Genomic DNA, 15295 nt, shown 5'->3' with positions numbered 1-15295 from the left:
GGGGGGCAGAAGGCCCCCCTTGCCCGGCCCGGCGGTTCACACCGACCTCGGGGTATACAGGATCGGCCCGCGCGGCGTGTCGATGATCCGTGTGGTCGATGATCCGACAATCACCATCGTGCGCATATCGGCCATTTCGGGCGTGGCCTCGGTCAACGGCACGATGCGCAGGGATTGCTCGGGCGTCGATACGGCGCGGGCGAACAAGATCGGGCGGGCGTCCCGGCAGGCGTCACGCAAGATGTCCAGCGTGCGTGCGAACCCCTCAGGTCGGGATTTCGAGCGGGGGTTGTAAAAGGCCATGGCAAAGTCGGCCTCGGCCGCCAGCCGCAGGCGTTTCTCGATCAGCGCCCAGGGCTTCAGGTTATCGCTCAGATTGATCGCGCAGAAATCATGGCCCAGCGGTGCGCCCGCTGCTGCCGCGGCGGCCAGCATCGCGGTGATGCCTGGCAGGACGCGGATCTCCAGCGCGCGCCAGTCGGCAGGCCCGGCCTCCAGCGCCTCGAACACCGCCGAGGCCATCGCGAACACGCCGGGATCGCCCGACGAGACCACCACCACCCTCTTCCCCGCCGCCGCCATCTCCAGCGCGTGGCGCGAGCGGTCCAGCTCGACCCGGTTGTCCGAGGCGTGCAGCGTCAGCCCCTCGCGGGGCGCAACGCGGGCGACATAGGGGATGTAGCCGACAACATCGGTCGCGGCGTCCAGCGCGTCGTGCACTTCGGGCGTGACCATCGCTTCATTCCCCGGTCCCAGCCCGGCAATGACAACCCAGCCGCTCATGGCCGCCGCCCCTGTCCGTGGATCAGCGCGATCGAGAAATAGGGCGCGGTTTCGACCTCGGCCAGCGGCACGACCCGCTGATCGGGCATGGCGGCGTATTCGACCAGCCAGGCATCGGCCATCCGCCCCGCCTGCTCGGTCGCGCGTTTCAGTTTGCTCAGGTTCTGGCCGATCTTCATCACCACCAGCGCATCGGTCGAGGCGATCCGCGCGGTCAGCGCAGCCTCCCGCAGGGTCGCGGGGACCACGGTCATCACGTCATCGCCCCAGGTGATCGGCGTGCCGGTCGCCGACCACGCCGCCGACATGCCGGTGATGCCGGGCACGACGGTGACGGGCACATGCGGGCGCAGGCGGGTGTAGAGATGCATGAACGAGCCGTAGAAGAACGGATCGCCTTCGGCCAGCACCACGACATCCTCTCCGCGTTCAGCCAGCGCGCGCAGCGGCGCGGCGACGTCTTCGTAGAAGGCGGCAAGGGTTTCGGCGTAGCGGGGATCGCTGAGCGGGATCTCGGTGGTTACCGGGTAGTCCATCGGGTATTCGGTCACATCCGCGCGCAGCATCCCCTCGACGATGCGCCGCGCCTGTCCCGGTTTGCCCGCCTTGCGGAAATAGGCGACGTGGCGGGCGTTGCGGACCAGTCGGTCGGCGCGCACGCTCATCAGATCGGGCGAGCCGGGGCCAAGGCCGACGCCGTGAATCGTACCCGCCGTCATTCCTTGCGGCTCGCGATGGCGTTGATCGCGGCGACGGTGATCGCCGATCCCCCCAGACGCCCCTGCACGATGCAGCACGGCACCGGCTGATCGGCCCAGAGCGCGTCCTTGCTCTCCATCGCGCCGACAAAGCCGACCGGGCAACCGATGATCGCGGCGGGGCGCGGGCAGGCCGGATCTTGCAGCATGTTGAGCAGGTGGAACAGCGCGGTGGGTGCGTTGCCGATGGCGACAACCGCGCCCTCAAGATGCGGGCGCCACAGTTCCAGCGCCGCCGCCGAGCGGGTGTTGCTCATTTCCTTCGCCATGCCGGGCACGCGCGGGTCTTGCAGCGTGCAGATCACTGCATTGTCGGCGGGCAGGCGGGGGCGGGTGACGCCTTCGGACACCATCCGCGCGTCGCACAGGATCGGTGCACCGGCCTCAAGGGCTGCGCGCGCGGCCTGCGCGAAACCGGGCGAGAAGCGGATGAACTTCTCCAACCCCACCATCCCGGCAGCATGGATCATGCGCACGGCGATTTGTTCGTGATCTGCGTCAAAGGCGCTCAGATCGGCCTCGGCCCGGATCATGGCAAAGGACTGCAGATAGATCGCGGCCCCGTCGGTTTCATAGGTGTAAGTCATTCAGACGGCTCCGAAATGGGCGAGCACCTGCGCGGCGCTGAGGTCTTTGAGCACGGGGGTATCCCCGGCGCGGGCGTGGGTGGCAAGGGAATAGCGGCCGTTCTCGCCGGTCAGCACCAGATCGGCGGGGCCGGGGCAGGCGCAGCCCTTGGCGCAGCCGCTGACGTGCAGGCGATTGGTGACATGGGGGGCCAGCGCAAGCGCCAGAGCGCGGGTTTCGACGCTGGCCTGCGGGCAGAAGGGCGCGCCGGGGCAGGCATCGACGCGCAGCTCGGGCGCGTCGGGCGACCAGCTGAGACCGGCTTGGGGGCCGGGGGTGGCGTTCAGCAGCAGAAGCGCGCGCCACGGTGTGAGGCGCAGGGCAGTGGCTTTTGAGTCGGTGAGTGCGCGCGCCAGATCGGCGGCGCGGATCTGACCAAAAGCGCAGCCTTGCACCGCGCCCAGAGCGTGCGGGCCGGGGCGCAGCTGCTCGCGGCGGGGGGCGGGGGCCAGGGTGCCTTCGGCCCAGTCGGGGAGGGCGGCGCTGTGGCGGGCCATGCGCCCGGCTTGCGTGCCGCCGCTGTCGACGAACCAGTGGCACAGGCGGATCAGCATGTCGATCTCGGTGCCCGGCGTCAGGGGGATGCCCAGCGTGCGGCCATCTGCGCGCAGGATCAGGCGGCGATCGCTGCCGCGCTCGATGCGGAAATCGGCGGAGGTGTCGCCTAGCACCGGGCCAGCGCCTGCGTCGATGGCGAAGCCCATCTTGGGCGGCAGGACCGGCAGCTCGGCCAGCCGGTCGAGCAATTCCAGCGTCAGACGGTGGGTGTCATCCTGCGCGGCCCATGTGGGGTTCACGACGATGTTGCGGCGGGTCTCGGTGTCGGCATCGGCGTCGAGCAGGCCCAGCACTTCAAGCGCCGCCATCAGCGCGGGCCATGCGGCCTCACTCACGCCCCGGATCTGCACATTCGCGCGGTTGGTGATGTCGAGCAGCCCCGCACCGTGGGTTTCAGCTGCCGCGCACAGGCCCAACGCCTGAGCCAAGGAGAATTCCCCCAGCCGGGGGCGCACGCGCACGACATAGCCATCGCCCGACATCATCGGGCGATGCGCGCCCGGGCACCAGCCTTTGATGTCATAGCTCATGGGTCAGCCCCGCCAGAATCGAGTTCCTGCGTGTGACCCACAGGCCCGCTGCATGCAAGGCGGCAAAGCGGGCCTCCATCGCGGCCAGCGCCTGCGGGTTCTCGGCTTGCAGGAAGGCGCGCACGTCTTCGCGGCCCAGAGTCGCCTCGTGGTAGATGTCGATCAACTGCGGCGGCACGGCAGCGGCGAGATGGGCGAAAGCGCCGAGGTGGTCGAGCGTCGCGGCGATCTCGGCCCCGCCGCGAAAGCCGTGGTTCATCATGCCGTCCACCCAAACGGGGTTGGCGGCACGGGCGCGCACGACGCGGGCGATTTCCTCGGTCAGGCTGCGCGCGCGGGGGTTGGCCGGGTCGCGGGCGTCGAGGTGGTAGAGCGAAGCGCTGCCGCCGGTGATCGCTTGTGCTGCGGCGAAACCGGCCTCATGGGCGGCATAGTCTGCGGCAAGCAGCAGGTCGGTTTCGGGCAGGTCTTGCAGGTGGACAAAGGCATCCGCCTGCGCGACGCGGGTGGCGATGCCGGTACTGTCGCTGCCGTCGAGCGCGTGGGATGAGGCCTTGAGCCATGCCTCGCCCGCTGCTTGGCGTGCCTCGTCGGTGTAGGTGTCGGGCGTTTCGCCCATGCCCAGCCCATAGGTGCCGGGCGCGGGGCCGTAGACGCGGGCAAGGTCTTCGCGCCCGGCGTAGGGGTTCCAGTCGGGGGCTTCGTCGCGCGCGGCCAAGGCGCGGATCGCCTGACCGTAGAGCGCCGAGAGGTCGGGGAACACATCACGAAACAGGCCCGAGACGCGCAGGGTGACGTCCAGCCGGGGGCGGTCCAGTTCGGCGATCGGCAGGATTTCCACGCCATTGACGCGGCCCGAGCCCTCATCCCACACCGGCTTCACGCCCAGAAGATGCAGGGCCATGGCGAATTCTTCACCGGCGGTGCGCATCGTCGCGGACCCCCACAGATCCACCACCAGCCCGTGCGGATAGTCGCCGTGGTCCTGCAGATGGCGGCGCACCAGCTCCTCGGCCAGCGTCACGCCCTGCGCATAGGCGGCGCGGGTGGGCACGGCGCGGGGGTCGGTGGTGAACAGGTTGCGCCCGGTCGGCAGCACGTCCTTGCGCCCGCGCCACGGGCTGCCCGAGGGGCCGGGGGGCACGAAGCGGCCGCTGAGCGCGGCATGCAGGCCTTCGCGTTCCGCCGCGCCATGCTCGCCGGTGCCGAAGATATGCAGTCCCTCGCCGAACTGGCTTTCCTTGACGTCGCAGACGAAGCGGTCGATGCGCGTGATCGCCTCGGCCAGCGAGGTGGCGCGGGTCAGGCCCAGCTCGTCCTCAAGCCCCAGCGCCTGCGCCTCGGTGCGGATGCTTGATTGCAGCCGGTCGCGGCGGGCGGGGTCGAGGCCATCGGCGTTGGAGAACTCATCGAGCAGCGCCTCCAGTTGCGCCATCCCCGCACCCTGCTGCGCCACGGCCATCGGCGGCGGGACATGGCCCAGCGTCACGGCACCGATGCGGCGCTTGGCCTGCGCGGCCTCGCCGGGGTCGTTGACGATGAAGGGGTAGATCACCGGCAGGCCACGGGTCAGCGCCTCGGGCCAGCAAGCGTCGGACAGGGCGACGGATTTGCCCGGCAACCATTCCAGCGTGCCATGCGCGCCGATATGCACCAGCGCGTCGGCCTGCTGTTTGAGCCAGAGGTAAAAGGCGACATAGGCGTGGCGCGGCACGCGTGCGACATCGTGGTAATCGGCGTCGCGGGCGGTGACCACGCCGCGCTCGGGTTGCAGGGCGATCAGGGCATTGCCGGCGCGGATCGCCGCGAAGTGGAAGGCGCCGTCGATCAGGCTGTCGTCCTCATCGGGGTCGCCCCAGGCCAGATGGATCGCCTCTTGCAGCTTTTGCGGCAGGCGGGCCAGCGCGAGGCGGTAGTCGAACAGCGACCACTCGATGCGGGCGGTTTCGAGGGTTTGCGGATCGGCGGCGTCGATGGCGTAGCCCTGCGCGCTGAGGTCTTGCAGGATTGCGCGCGTGCTCTCAAGCGCGTCGAGGCCGACCGCATGCGCCATCTGCCAGCCCTTGCCGGGATAGGTGCTGAGCACCAGCGCAGTGCGGCGCTGCGCAGGCGCGGTCTGGCCCAGCGCGATCCAGCCGGTGACACGCGCCACCAGCGCCGCGATGCGCGGGGCGTCGGCGCGGTGCTGGACGCGGGCGAACTGCAGATCGGGGTCGGGGTCGGTGGCGTCCTTGAAGCTGACGACGCTGCCGAAGAGGCGCCCGTCCACCTCGGGCAGCACGACATGCATGGCCAGATCGGCGGGGGACAGACCGCGTTCGCCGCTCTCCCAACCCTGACGCGGGTTGGTGGCGAGGGCGACCTGAAACACCGGCACCCCGGCGGCCTCGAGCGGCGTGCCGCCTTCGCCCTGCGCGCTGAAGGCGGTGGCGTTGATCACCGCGACCGGGGCGAGCGCCTTGACCCAGCGCGCCAGCCAGCCGCGCGCTTGCGGGGCTTTGAGGGACGGCGCGAACAGGCCGATGACGTCATAGCCCTGCGCGTCGAACGCCTGCGCGATGGCCTCTAACGGCTCGGTATCGGCGGCGGTCAGATAGGCGCGGTAGAAGGTCAGGACGATGCGCGGGCGGGTGCCGAAGGACAGCGCGGCGGGGCAGTGCAGGCCCTGCGGGGTCCAGCCGCCAACCTCGGGCAGCGCACGAACGCCGCGCACCGGGGGCGCATAAAGCCCGCAGGCCAGCGCGAATTGCTGCAAGGCGGCCTGCGCGGCCACCGCGCCGCCCTGATCGCATAGGTGCTGCAACCGGCGCAGGGTCGAGACCGGCAGCGTGCTGATCTCATCCAGACGCGGATCGGGGCGGCCATCGGCGGGCAGCACGGCCAGCGCGATGCCGTGGCGCGATGCCAGCGCCTGCACTTGCTGCAACCCGTAGGACCAATAGGGCACGCCCCCGATCAGACGGATCAGGATGCCCTTTGCCCCCTGCAAGGTGCTCTCGACATAGGTATCGACCGAGAGCGGATGCTTGAGCGCCGCCAGATTGGCCAGCCGCAGCGACGGCAACGCCCCTGCGGCACGCCGCCACCCCGCCGCGAAAGCGCCAAGGTCAGAGTCCGAAAACGACAGCACCACAAGATCTGCGGGCGTCTGGCCCAGATCCTGCGGCGTGGCGCTTTCCTCCAGCCCGTGACTTTCGCGGAAGATGACGTGCATCGCGGTGTCAGACCCCCAGCGCGGCCTTGATGGCAGCGGCGTCGATGCGGTCATGCTCGGCGATGACCACCAGCTGCGTGACGCGCGGCTCTCCGGCTTTCCACGGGCGGTCGAACTGATGACGCACCCGCGCGCCGACCGCCTGCACCAGCGCGCGCATCGGCTTGCCGGCGACGGCGACGTAGCCTTTCACCCGCAGGATATCGAGATCGCGGGCCATCGCTTCGATCTTCACGGCCAGCGCGGGCAAATCGGCAATCTCGCCCATCTCCACCACAACGGTGTCGAAATCGTCATGCTCGTGGTCGTCATGGCCGTCGTGGTGCGAGGGGCGGGCGGCCAGATCATCCTCGGCGGCGGCATTGAGGCCCAGAATGACCCGAGCATCGACGATGCCTTCGGTCACCTCGACCACCGGCAGCGGGCGCGGGGCCTCGGCGGCAATCACGGCGCGGGCCTTGGCGACGCCTTCGGGACCGGCCAGATCGGCTTTGGTTAGCAGGATCACATCGGCGCAGGAGATCTGATCCTCGAACACCTCGCTGAGCGGGGTCTCATGGTCGATGCTGTCATCGGCGGCGCGCTGGGCCTCAACGGCGGCCAGATCGGGGGCGAAGCGGCCGGCGGCAACAGCCTCGGCATCGGCCAGCGCGATCACGCCGTCCACCGTGATGCGCGAACGGATCGCAGGCCAGTCGAAGGCTTTCAGCAGAGGCTTGGGCAAGGCCAGACCTGAGGTCTCGATCAGGATGTGATCGGGCGGCGGGGTCATGGCCAGCAGGGCCTCGACCGTGGGCACGAAGTCATCGGCGACGGTGCAGCAGATGCAGCCATTCGACAGCTCGACGATGTTTTCCGCCGGGCAATCGGGGATCGCGCAGGATTTCAGGATCTCGCCATCGACGCCCAAAGTGCCGAATTCATTGACCACGACGGCCAGACGCAGACCGCCCGCGTTGCGGATCAGATGCGAAATCAGCGTGGTTTTGCCTGACCCGAGAAAGCCGGTGATGACGGTGACGGGGGTTTTGTTCAGCGTGGACATTCAGGCCTCCAGAGGGGGGATTCGGGCAATGCAGTTCTTGCGGAAATGCTCGGGGCGCTCGCGCCAGGGCACCAACCCGTCAGCGCTGGCGTGGTACTTGGCGGCACCTTCGGCGACGGTGGCGGCCTGTTCGGGCGCGAGATTGCCGTAGATATAGGTCCACCGGCCAGGCGCGCGCAGGGCGACGGTGCAGCCACGGGTGCAGTTGGACAGACACTCGGTCTGGCGCAGGGTGATGCCCTCGGGCAACTGACCCGCCAGGGCATCGGCCAGCAGCTGGCCGGGGCGCGTGGCCTCGGGGTCCATCCCCTCGCGTTTGCAGGTCACGCAGACCAAAAGTTCGACCGTCTGGGCCATCATGCTCCTTTGCGGGGTAAGCGGGGAGGCTGACATGCCGAACCCGTCGCCAGAACACCCCGTCCGGCTGGTATCGTCAGGGCTGGCAGGTCTCCCGGCTTGCGAAGCTCAGGGGTTGCCCCCCGGTGGCGGCCCGCCTTCCCGGCGCAAAGGCCAGTGGCATTGGGCAACCTCTTCGGTCACGGTCGCGGGGGCGGCTGCGCTTTGGGGTTGACCCCCCGGACGCATTCCCTTTTCACCTGTCAGATGACAGGCACCAGCCCGCTGGACATGCGCTGCGGGGACAATCGAGTCAAGCAAGGAAGCGACCGGATGAACAGCGAGGGCGACGGCGAGGCCGATAAGCACAAGGCGAAGATGCAAAAGATCAAGGCGGCGCGCGACCGGATGAGCGAGGACCGGCAGGGCGAGAAAGGCTTGATCATCGTGCATACGGGCCCGGGCAAGGGGAAATCTTCGTCAGGGTTCGGCATGATCCTGCGCTCTATCGCGCATGGGATGCCTTGCGCGGTGGTGCAGTTCATCAAGGGCGCGTGGGATACCGGCGAGCGGCGGCTGCTGACCGAACATTTCGGCGATTTGTGCCAGTTTTATGCGATGGGTGAGGGCTTCACCTGGGAAACCCAGGATAAGGCCCGCGACATCGCAGCCGCTCAGCGCGGGTGGGAAAAGGCGAAAGAGCTGATCCGCGACCCGTCGGTGCAGATGGTGCTGCTGGACGAGATCAACATCGCGCTGCGGTATGAGTATCTGGATCTGGCCGAGGTGGTGGCGTTCCTGCGCGACGAAAAGCCGTTCATGACCCATGTCGTGCTGACCGGGCGCAACGCGAAACCCGAGCTGACCGAGATCGCCGATCTGGTGACGGAGATGGCGGTGGTCAAACATCCCTTCCGCGCCGGGATCAAGGCGCAGGCGGGCGTTGAATTCTGAAGTTTTTCGCCCTGTGGGCGACCGGGCAAGGGGGGCGTCGCCCCCCTCTTGGCCTGACGGCCAATTCACCCCCCAGGATATTTAGGGCATAAAGTTGCAGGGTTAACGGATCGTTAAGGCCCAACTTTATGCGTCAAATATCCACGGGGGTTTCCAAAGGGGGAGCGTGCTCCCCCTTTGGCGAGGGGGTCCGGGGGGCGAGCAGCCCCCCGGTCGCCCGGCGTGTCACCAGGGTTCCGGCTGGTGAGAATAGCTGATGTAGAGCGGATGCTTGGGATGCCCCGCAAGGCTGAGGCCCAGGTGCCAGAGCGGCTTGCCGGTCCCCCGCAGCAGCGCCTCCACCTGAGCGCCGCGCGCCAGATGGGCGCCGTGGGTGCCCCAGGCGCAGACGACCGTATCCGCCCAAGCGGCGCTTTCAGCGATGGCAGCGTCATTGCCCGGGCCGATGGGATCGTCCTGCGCGCGCATCACTTTCGGGTCCGTTGCGCGGTAGGCGAAGATGTTGCACACCCGGAACGCGCCGAACCCGAGCGCCCGCGCGCGGCGTTCGCAGCGCTCGACGGTAGGGTCGTTCTGCACCTCGGTCGCGGTCGAGGGGTTGAGCATGACAAAGAGCACACGCCGCCCTTGCGACTCCCACGTCCGGGTCAGCGTGTAGCGAAATTTCTGGCAGGGCGAGTAGACGGCGGTCGAGGGCGCGTCGCCCTTGGTATGCGTGCGGGTGATCATGCAAAGTTCATAGCCCAGCCGGGCGGCAGGCCGCCAGTCCCCGCGCGAGAGGGGTTTCGGTTGCGCCCCCGCGCGGCTAAGTTCGCCGCCTGTTCCCCGTTGAAAGGCCCCTCCCGTGACCCTTCCCGCTGACTTTCGCATTCCCCGTCAGATCGCCACTGAGATTGGCGCCCGCCCCGAGCAGGTCTCGGCCGCTGTGGCGCTGCTGGATGAGGGTGCGACGGTGCCTTTCGTGGCGCGCTATCGCAAGGAGGCCACTGGCGGGCTGGACGACACGCAGCTGCGCACTCTGGCGGAACGTCTGTCCTATCTGCGCGAGATGGAGGCGCGGCGGGCGGTTATCTTCGAATCGATCAGCACGCAGGGCAAGATGACCGACGCGCTGGCCAAGGCCATCACCGGGGCCGAGACGAAATCGGTGCTCGAAGACCTCTACCTGCCGTTCAAGCCCAAGCGCCGCACCAAGGCGATGATCGCGCGCGAGAACGGGCTGGAGCCGCTGGCCGAGGCGATTCTGGCCGACCGGGCGGCGGACCCTGAGGGTCTGGCGGCGGGCTATCTGTCCGAGGCCGTGGCCGACACCAAAGCCGCGCTGGAAGGCGCGCGCGAGATCATTGCCGAGGGGCTGGTCGAGGACGCGGCGCTGAAAGCGCAGCTGCGCGCTTATATGGCGCAGGCGGCTTTCCTTTCGTCCGAGGTTTTGCCGGGCAAGGAGAGTGAGGGCGCGAAATTCTCGGATTATTTCGCGCATTCCGAGCTGCTCTCGGGCGTGCCCAGCCACCGTGCTCTGGCGATGTTCCGGGGGCGGAATGAGGGCTTCCTGGCGCTGGATCTGAAGGTCGAGCCGGAAGCCACGCCCGGCGAGTCGCGGGCCGAGCAGATGGTGAAGACCGCGCTTAACGTGGGCCGGGCAGGCAAGGGCGATCAATGGCTGGACAAGCTGGCCGGCTGGGTCTGGCGCATCAAGCTGAAATTGTCGCTGACCATCGACCTGATGACCGACCTGCGCGAGAAATCTGAGGCCGAGGCGATCCGCGTCTTTGCGCGCAACCTCAAGGACTTGCTGCTGGCCGCTCCCGCCGGGGCCAAGGCGACGATGGGGCTGGACCCGGGCATCCGCACCGGGGTCAAGGTGGCCGTGGTCGATGCGACCGGCAAGGTGCTGGACCACGCCACGGTCTATCCGTTCCAGCCGCGCATGGATGTGCAGGGCACACTGGCCGTGCTGGGCGCGCTGATCCGCAAGCATACTGTCGGGCTGATCGCCATCGGCAATGGCACCGCGAGCCGGGAAACCGATGCGCTGGCGGCTGAGTTGTTGTCGAAACTGCCCAGCCCGCGCCCGGTCAAGGTGGTGGTGTCTGAGGCGGGGGCCTCGGTCTATTCGGCCAGCGAGCTGGCGGCCAAGGAATTTCCCGATCTGGACGTGTCAATCCGCGGGGCCGTGTCGATTGCCCGCCGTTTGCAGGATCCGCTGGCCGAGCTGGTCAAGATCGAGCCCAAGGCGATCGGCGTCGGGCAGTATCAGCACGACGTGAACCAGTCGGCGCTGGGCAAGGCGCTGGATGGCGTGGTCGAGGATGCGGTGAACGCGGTGGGGGTCGAGCTGAACACGGCCTCGGCACCGCTGCTGGCGCGGGTGTCGGGACTGGGGCCGGGGCTGGCTGAGGCCGTGGTGGCGCACCGCGATGCGAACGGACCGTTTGCCAAGCGGCGCGATCTGCTCAAGGTGGCGCGGCTGGGGCCGAAGGCGTTCGAGCAGGCGGCGGGGTTCCTGCGCATTCAGGGCGGTGCAGAGCCGCTTGATGCCTCGTCCGTGCACCCGGAAGCCTATGATCTGGCGCGCAGAATCGTCAAATCGGTGGGCAAGGATGTGGCCACGCTGATGAAAGACCCCGCGCCGCTGCGTCGGTTGGAGCCGCGCGATTTTACCGATGAGAAATTCGGTCTGCCGACGGTCAAGGATATCCTGTCCGAGCTGGAAAAGCCCGGCCGTGACCCGCGCCCTGAGTTCAAGACCGCGACCTTCGCCGAAGGTGTCAACGAGATCCGCGATCTGAAGCCGGGGATGCGGCTGGAGGGCACGGTGACCAACGTCGCGGCCTTTGGCGCGTTTGTCGATGTCGGCGTGCATCAGGACGGTCTGGTGCATGTCAGCCAGCTGGCCGACCGCTTCGTGAAAGACCCGCATGAGGTGGTCAAGGCGGGCGATGTCGTCAGCGTGCGCGTAGTCGAGGTGGACGTGGCGCGCAAGCGAATCGGGCTGACCATGCGCAAGGACAACGCGGGGGCCGAGGACCGTCCGGCGCGCGACCAGCGTGGCAATCAGCGCGGCAAGCCGGTCCACGGCGGCAGCGCCAGCCCGCCCAAGCGCGACGACTCAACCGGAGCGTTTGGGGCCGCGCTGCTGGACGCGCTGAAGAAGCGCTGAGTCGGCCAGAGAGTCTGGGCTGAATCGGCCACAGGTGAAAATCGTTATAGATTCGTGACTTGCCCGAATCCCCGGCTTGGGTTCTTGATCGGCCCATAGCTCGGGGGGGCATGAATTTATGGCGCAGTCTGCGGCCCAGAAACGAATCTGGGGCTGGTGGTGGTTCGATTGGGCCAGCCAACCCTACAACACTTTGCTGATCACCTTCATCTTCGGTCCATATGTGGTCGGGGTCGTCGGTGACGGCTCTCGCGCGCAGACCATCTGGGGCTATGGAATCGGCTTTGCCGGGATCCTGCTGGCCCTGCTGGCACCCCTGCTGGGGGCGATCGCGGACAAGAGCGGGCGCCGGATGGGGTTTATCTGGTTCTTCTCCATCCTCTATGTGATCGGGGCCTGGGGCGTGTGGTTTTCCGCGCCCGACAGCTTCAACATCTGGCAGGTGATGCTGTTCTTCTGCATTGGTCTGGTGGGCATGGAGTTCGCCACGATCTTCACCAACGCCATGCTGCCCGACCTCGCTCCGCGTGAGGAATTGGGCAAGGTGTCAGGCTCGGGCTGGGCGTGGGGCTATGTCGGCGGGCTGATCAGCCTGATCCTGATGCTGACACTGCTGGCCGAGGGGGACACCGGCAAGACGCTGATCGGCATTGATCCGATCTTCGGTCTGGATGCCGCAGCGCGCGAAGGCACGCGCTCGGTCGGGCCGCTGACGGCGATCTGGTATATCGTGTTCATGATCCCGTTCTTTCTGTGGGTGCGTGAGCCCAAGAAACCCGGCGCGGTCAGCATTGGCGCGGCGATTTCTGGCGCTTGGCCGGAACTTAAGACGACGTTGGCGAGTTTGCCCAAGAACCGCAGCCTGTTTGCCTTTTTGGGATCCTCGATGCTTTACCGTGACGCGCTCAACGGCGTTTACACCTTTGGCGGCATCTATGCCGCCGGTGTGCTCGGCTGGAGCGTGGTGAGCGTCGGCATCTTCGGCATACTGGCCGCGACGACCGGCGCGCTGTTCGCGTGGCTCGGCGGCAAGGCGGACAGCCGCTGGGGTCCGAAACCGGTGATCATGTTCAACGTGATTGTATTGGCGGTGGTCGCGTTGGCGATTGTGTTTGTCTCGCGCACCTCGGTCTTTGGCATCGCTGTCGGGCCTGAGTCGAACCTGCCGGATATCTCCTTTTACATCCTGGGCGCGATCATTGGCGCTGGTGGTGGCTCGCTGCAATCGGCCAGCCGCACGATGATGGTGCGCCAAGGAGATGAAGAAAAGATGACCGAGGGTTTTGGCCTGTATGCACTCTCGGGCAAGGCCACCGCCTTTCTGGCACCGCTGTCGATCGGCATCGTCACCGACATCACGGGCAGCCAGCAATACGGCATTCTGCCGGTGGCGGCGCTGTTCTGTATCGGGCTGATTTTGCTGATGTTTGTTAATCCTGAAGGCTCGAAGAGGGTGTTGGCATGAAGAAACTGGGTCTGGTTCTGGGTGGCTTGGTTCTGGCGGCCTGCGCGAGCACGACGGTTGTCGATTCGGCCCTCAGCCAGTCGCTGGCCAACCAGCTGTTCGGCGCCGCGTCGCGCGGGACCAGCGAACCTGCCCAGACCTATGGCTCATACGCGCGTGGCTGTGCCGACGGGCTGGTGCAACTGCCGGAAACTGGACCGACCTGGCAGGCGATGCGCCTGTCGCGCAATCGCAACTGGGGCCACCCCCAGATGATTGATTTCATTGAGGGGCTGAGCCGTCAGGCGGTGCAGATCGGCTGGCGGGGGCTTTATGTCGGCGACATCAGCCAGCCGCGTGGCGGGCCGATGACCTCGGGCCATGCCAGCCACCAGATGGGGCTGGACGCTGATATCTGGATGCTGCCGCCCGAAAGCCTGACGCTGAGCCGGAGCGAGCGCGAGAACATCAGCTCGGTGTCGGTTCGGACCGAGGATCAGCGCGGGCTGACCAGCCACTGGACCCCGCGCCACGCCGCCCTGTTGCGCGCTGCGGCCAGCGATCTGCGCGTGGATCGCGTGTTTGTCGCGGCGGCGGTCAAGATCGAGATGTGCCGCACCGCCACGCCCGAGGATACGGCGTGGCTGCAACGTATTCGCCCCATTGCGGGGCATAATTATCATTTCCATGTCCGGCTGCGCTGCCCAGCCGGATCTCCGCACTGCGAGACGCAAAGCCCGACCGTGGCCGAGCTCTCAAACGGCGGCAATGGCTGCGATGACAGCCTGAGATGGTGGGTGACCGACTACCTGAACCCACCGCGCACCACGGGTCGTCCCGCGCAACCAACGGAACCGGCACCGCCCCGGCGTCGCCACCCGCGCGAGTTTATTATGGCCGACCTCCCACGCCAATGTTCGGAAGTTGTACAACGATGAATGCTGCCAAATCATTAATCGCTACTCTCCTGGCCCTTGCCGCGTTGCTGCCCGCTGCCGCAAGTGCCCAACCCGCCACCTATTTCGCCGGGGTCGTTCAACACCCGGCGACGAATATCCCGCCTGTTCAGGTCGTTGCGCGCTACTCCCTGCCGTTGATGTCGGGGGGCATCAACGACTTTTCGGGGATCGCGACGCGTGACGGCGTGGATATCTACCTGCTGTCCGACCACGGCTTTATCGCCACGGGCCGGTTGCAACGCGGCTATGGCCAGCAGATCACCGGGTTTCAGCTGCGTCAGGTCGCCGTTCTGAACGACGATCAGAACCGCCCGCTGACCGGCTCGCTGCACGATTCGGAAGGGATCACCATCGGGCCGGATGGCTCGATTTATGTGTCTTTCGAACAGCACAACCGGGTGTTGCGCTATCGCCGCCTTGGCGGTCCGGGCGAGGATCTGGGCGCACACCGCGACTTTTCGCGCCTGCGGGCCGGGCGTGGGCTGGAAGCGCTGGCGATTGCCGGTGACGGGGCGATCTATGCGATCCCCGAGCGTCCGGCGCGCGCGACCTATGGCTTTCCGTCCTACCGGCTGCGCGCCGGTCTCTGGGATGGCTCGTTCCGTCTGCCCGAGGATGGCGCGTTCCTGCCGGTCGGCGCTGACTTCGGCCCTGATGGCCAGATTTATGTCCTTGAGCGCGAATACGGCGCGCGGGGCTTTCGCAGTCAGGTTCGCCGCTTTGCCATCCGGGGCCGCGCGATCAGCGAGCCGCAGGTGGTGATGCGCTCGGAGTACGGCCAGTTCGGCAATCTTGAAGGCTTGAGTGTCTTCCGCGACTGGAACGGTCGTACCCGCTTGCTGATGGTCGCCGATGATGACCTGCATCCCGACCGCAGCGAACTGGTTGATCTGGTGCTGAACCGCTGAGGTGATTGCATCCGGGGCC

General features: G+C 67.3%; 13 protein-coding genes and 1 riboswitch. Of the genes, 5 read left to right on the top strand and 8 right to left on the bottom strand.

Going from position 1 to position 15295, the window contains the following annotated elements:
* Window positions 1–36: 36 nt before the first annotated feature.
* From cobJ to EAE28_RS23005, 7 genes are read right to left on the bottom strand one after another with little or no spacing between them, the layout of a single operon-like run.
* Window positions 37–783, bottom strand: coding sequence for a precorrin-3B C(17)-methyltransferase (cobJ, locus tag EAE28_RS23035; RefSeq protein ID WP_127110736.1), 747 nt, complete (start codon window positions 781–783; stop codon window positions 37–39).
* A complete protein-coding gene (cobI, locus tag EAE28_RS23030) occupies window positions 780–1502 on the bottom strand; it encodes a precorrin-2 C(20)-methyltransferase (protein ID WP_127110734.1) in 723 nt (240 codons plus the stop codon). Before cobI ends, cobJ begins: the two co-directional genes overlap by 4 nt.
* Window positions 1499–2128 carry a precorrin-8X methylmutase gene (locus tag EAE28_RS23025; protein WP_127110732.1) on the bottom strand — a complete coding sequence of 210 codons (630 nt, stop codon included), beginning with the start codon at window positions 2126–2128 and terminating at the stop codon, window positions 1499–1501. Before EAE28_RS23025 ends, cobI begins: the two co-directional genes overlap by 4 nt.
* Window positions 2129–3256, bottom strand: coding sequence for a cobalamin biosynthesis protein CobG (locus EAE28_RS23020; protein WP_220443991.1), 1128 nt, complete (start codon window positions 3254–3256; stop codon window positions 2129–2131).
* Window positions 3246–6470 (bottom strand): cobaltochelatase subunit CobN, encoded by a 3225-nt coding sequence (cobN, locus tag EAE28_RS23015; RefSeq protein WP_127110730.1) that lies wholly within the window; start codon window positions 6468–6470, stop codon window positions 3246–3248. Before cobN ends, EAE28_RS23020 begins: the two co-directional genes overlap by 11 nt.
* Window positions 6471–6477: 7 nt before the next feature.
* Complete coding sequence (gene cobW, locus EAE28_RS23010) at window positions 6478–7515, bottom strand: cobalamin biosynthesis protein CobW (RefSeq protein ID WP_127110728.1); 1038 nt, start codon at window positions 7513–7515, stop codon at window positions 6478–6480.
* The gene (locus EAE28_RS23005) at window positions 7516–7872 is read right to left on the bottom strand and encodes a DUF1636 family protein (RefSeq protein WP_127110772.1); all 357 of its coding nucleotides are present in this window, start codon (window positions 7870–7872) and stop codon (window positions 7516–7518) included. It abuts the gene before it with no gap.
* A 67-nt stretch (window positions 7873–7939) separates the two neighbouring features.
* A riboswitch (cobalamin riboswitch) is annotated at window positions 7940–8148 on the bottom strand.
* 36 nt (window positions 8149–8184) lie between these two features.
* Between EAE28_RS23005 and cobO the strand changes: the two genes are divergently transcribed.
* The gene (cobO, locus tag EAE28_RS23000; protein ID WP_127110726.1) at window positions 8185–8805 is read left to right on the top strand and encodes a cob(I)yrinic acid a,c-diamide adenosyltransferase; all 621 of its coding nucleotides are present in this window, start codon (window positions 8185–8187) and stop codon (window positions 8803–8805) included.
* A 225-nt stretch (window positions 8806–9030) separates the two neighbouring features.
* Here the strand turns inward: cobO and EAE28_RS22995 are convergent, their stop codons facing one another.
* Complete coding sequence (locus tag EAE28_RS22995; protein WP_127110724.1) at window positions 9031–9534, bottom strand: DUF1643 domain-containing protein; 504 nt, start codon at window positions 9532–9534, stop codon at window positions 9031–9033.
* 115 nt (window positions 9535–9649) lie between these two features.
* On the opposite strand from EAE28_RS22995, the gene EAE28_RS22990 reads away from it, so the two are divergent.
* The 4 genes from EAE28_RS22990 (at window position 9650) to EAE28_RS22975 (ending at window position 15276) form a co-directional block, all read left to right on the top strand.
* Window positions 9650–11965 carry a Tex family protein gene (locus EAE28_RS22990; protein ID WP_127110722.1) on the top strand — a complete coding sequence of 772 codons (2316 nt, stop codon included), beginning with the start codon at window positions 9650–9652 and terminating at the stop codon, window positions 11963–11965.
* Window positions 11966–12083: 118 nt separating this feature from the next.
* Window positions 12084–13430, top strand: coding sequence for an MFS transporter (locus tag EAE28_RS22985; protein ID WP_127110720.1), 1347 nt, complete (start codon window positions 12084–12086; stop codon window positions 13428–13430).
* Entirely contained in the window at window positions 13427–14347 is a 921-nt protein-coding gene (gene mepA, locus EAE28_RS22980; RefSeq protein WP_127110718.1) for a penicillin-insensitive murein endopeptidase, read from the top strand. The genes EAE28_RS22985 and mepA overlap by 4 nt, the downstream gene beginning before the upstream one ends.
* Window positions 14344–15276 carry an esterase-like activity of phytase family protein gene (locus EAE28_RS22975; protein ID WP_164736757.1) on the top strand — a complete coding sequence of 311 codons (933 nt, stop codon included), beginning with the start codon at window positions 14344–14346 and terminating at the stop codon, window positions 15274–15276. Before mepA ends, EAE28_RS22975 begins: the two co-directional genes overlap by 4 nt.
* Window positions 15277–15295: the final 19 nt, after the last annotated feature.

The organism is Pararhodobacter zhoushanensis, from assembly GCF_003990445.1.
Taxonomy (GTDB): Bacteria; Pseudomonadota; Alphaproteobacteria; order Rhodobacterales; family Rhodobacteraceae; genus Pararhodobacter; species Pararhodobacter zhoushanensis.
Note: the sequence above shows the minus strand (reverse complement) of the source record. Positions and strands in the feature narration are given on the sequence as shown.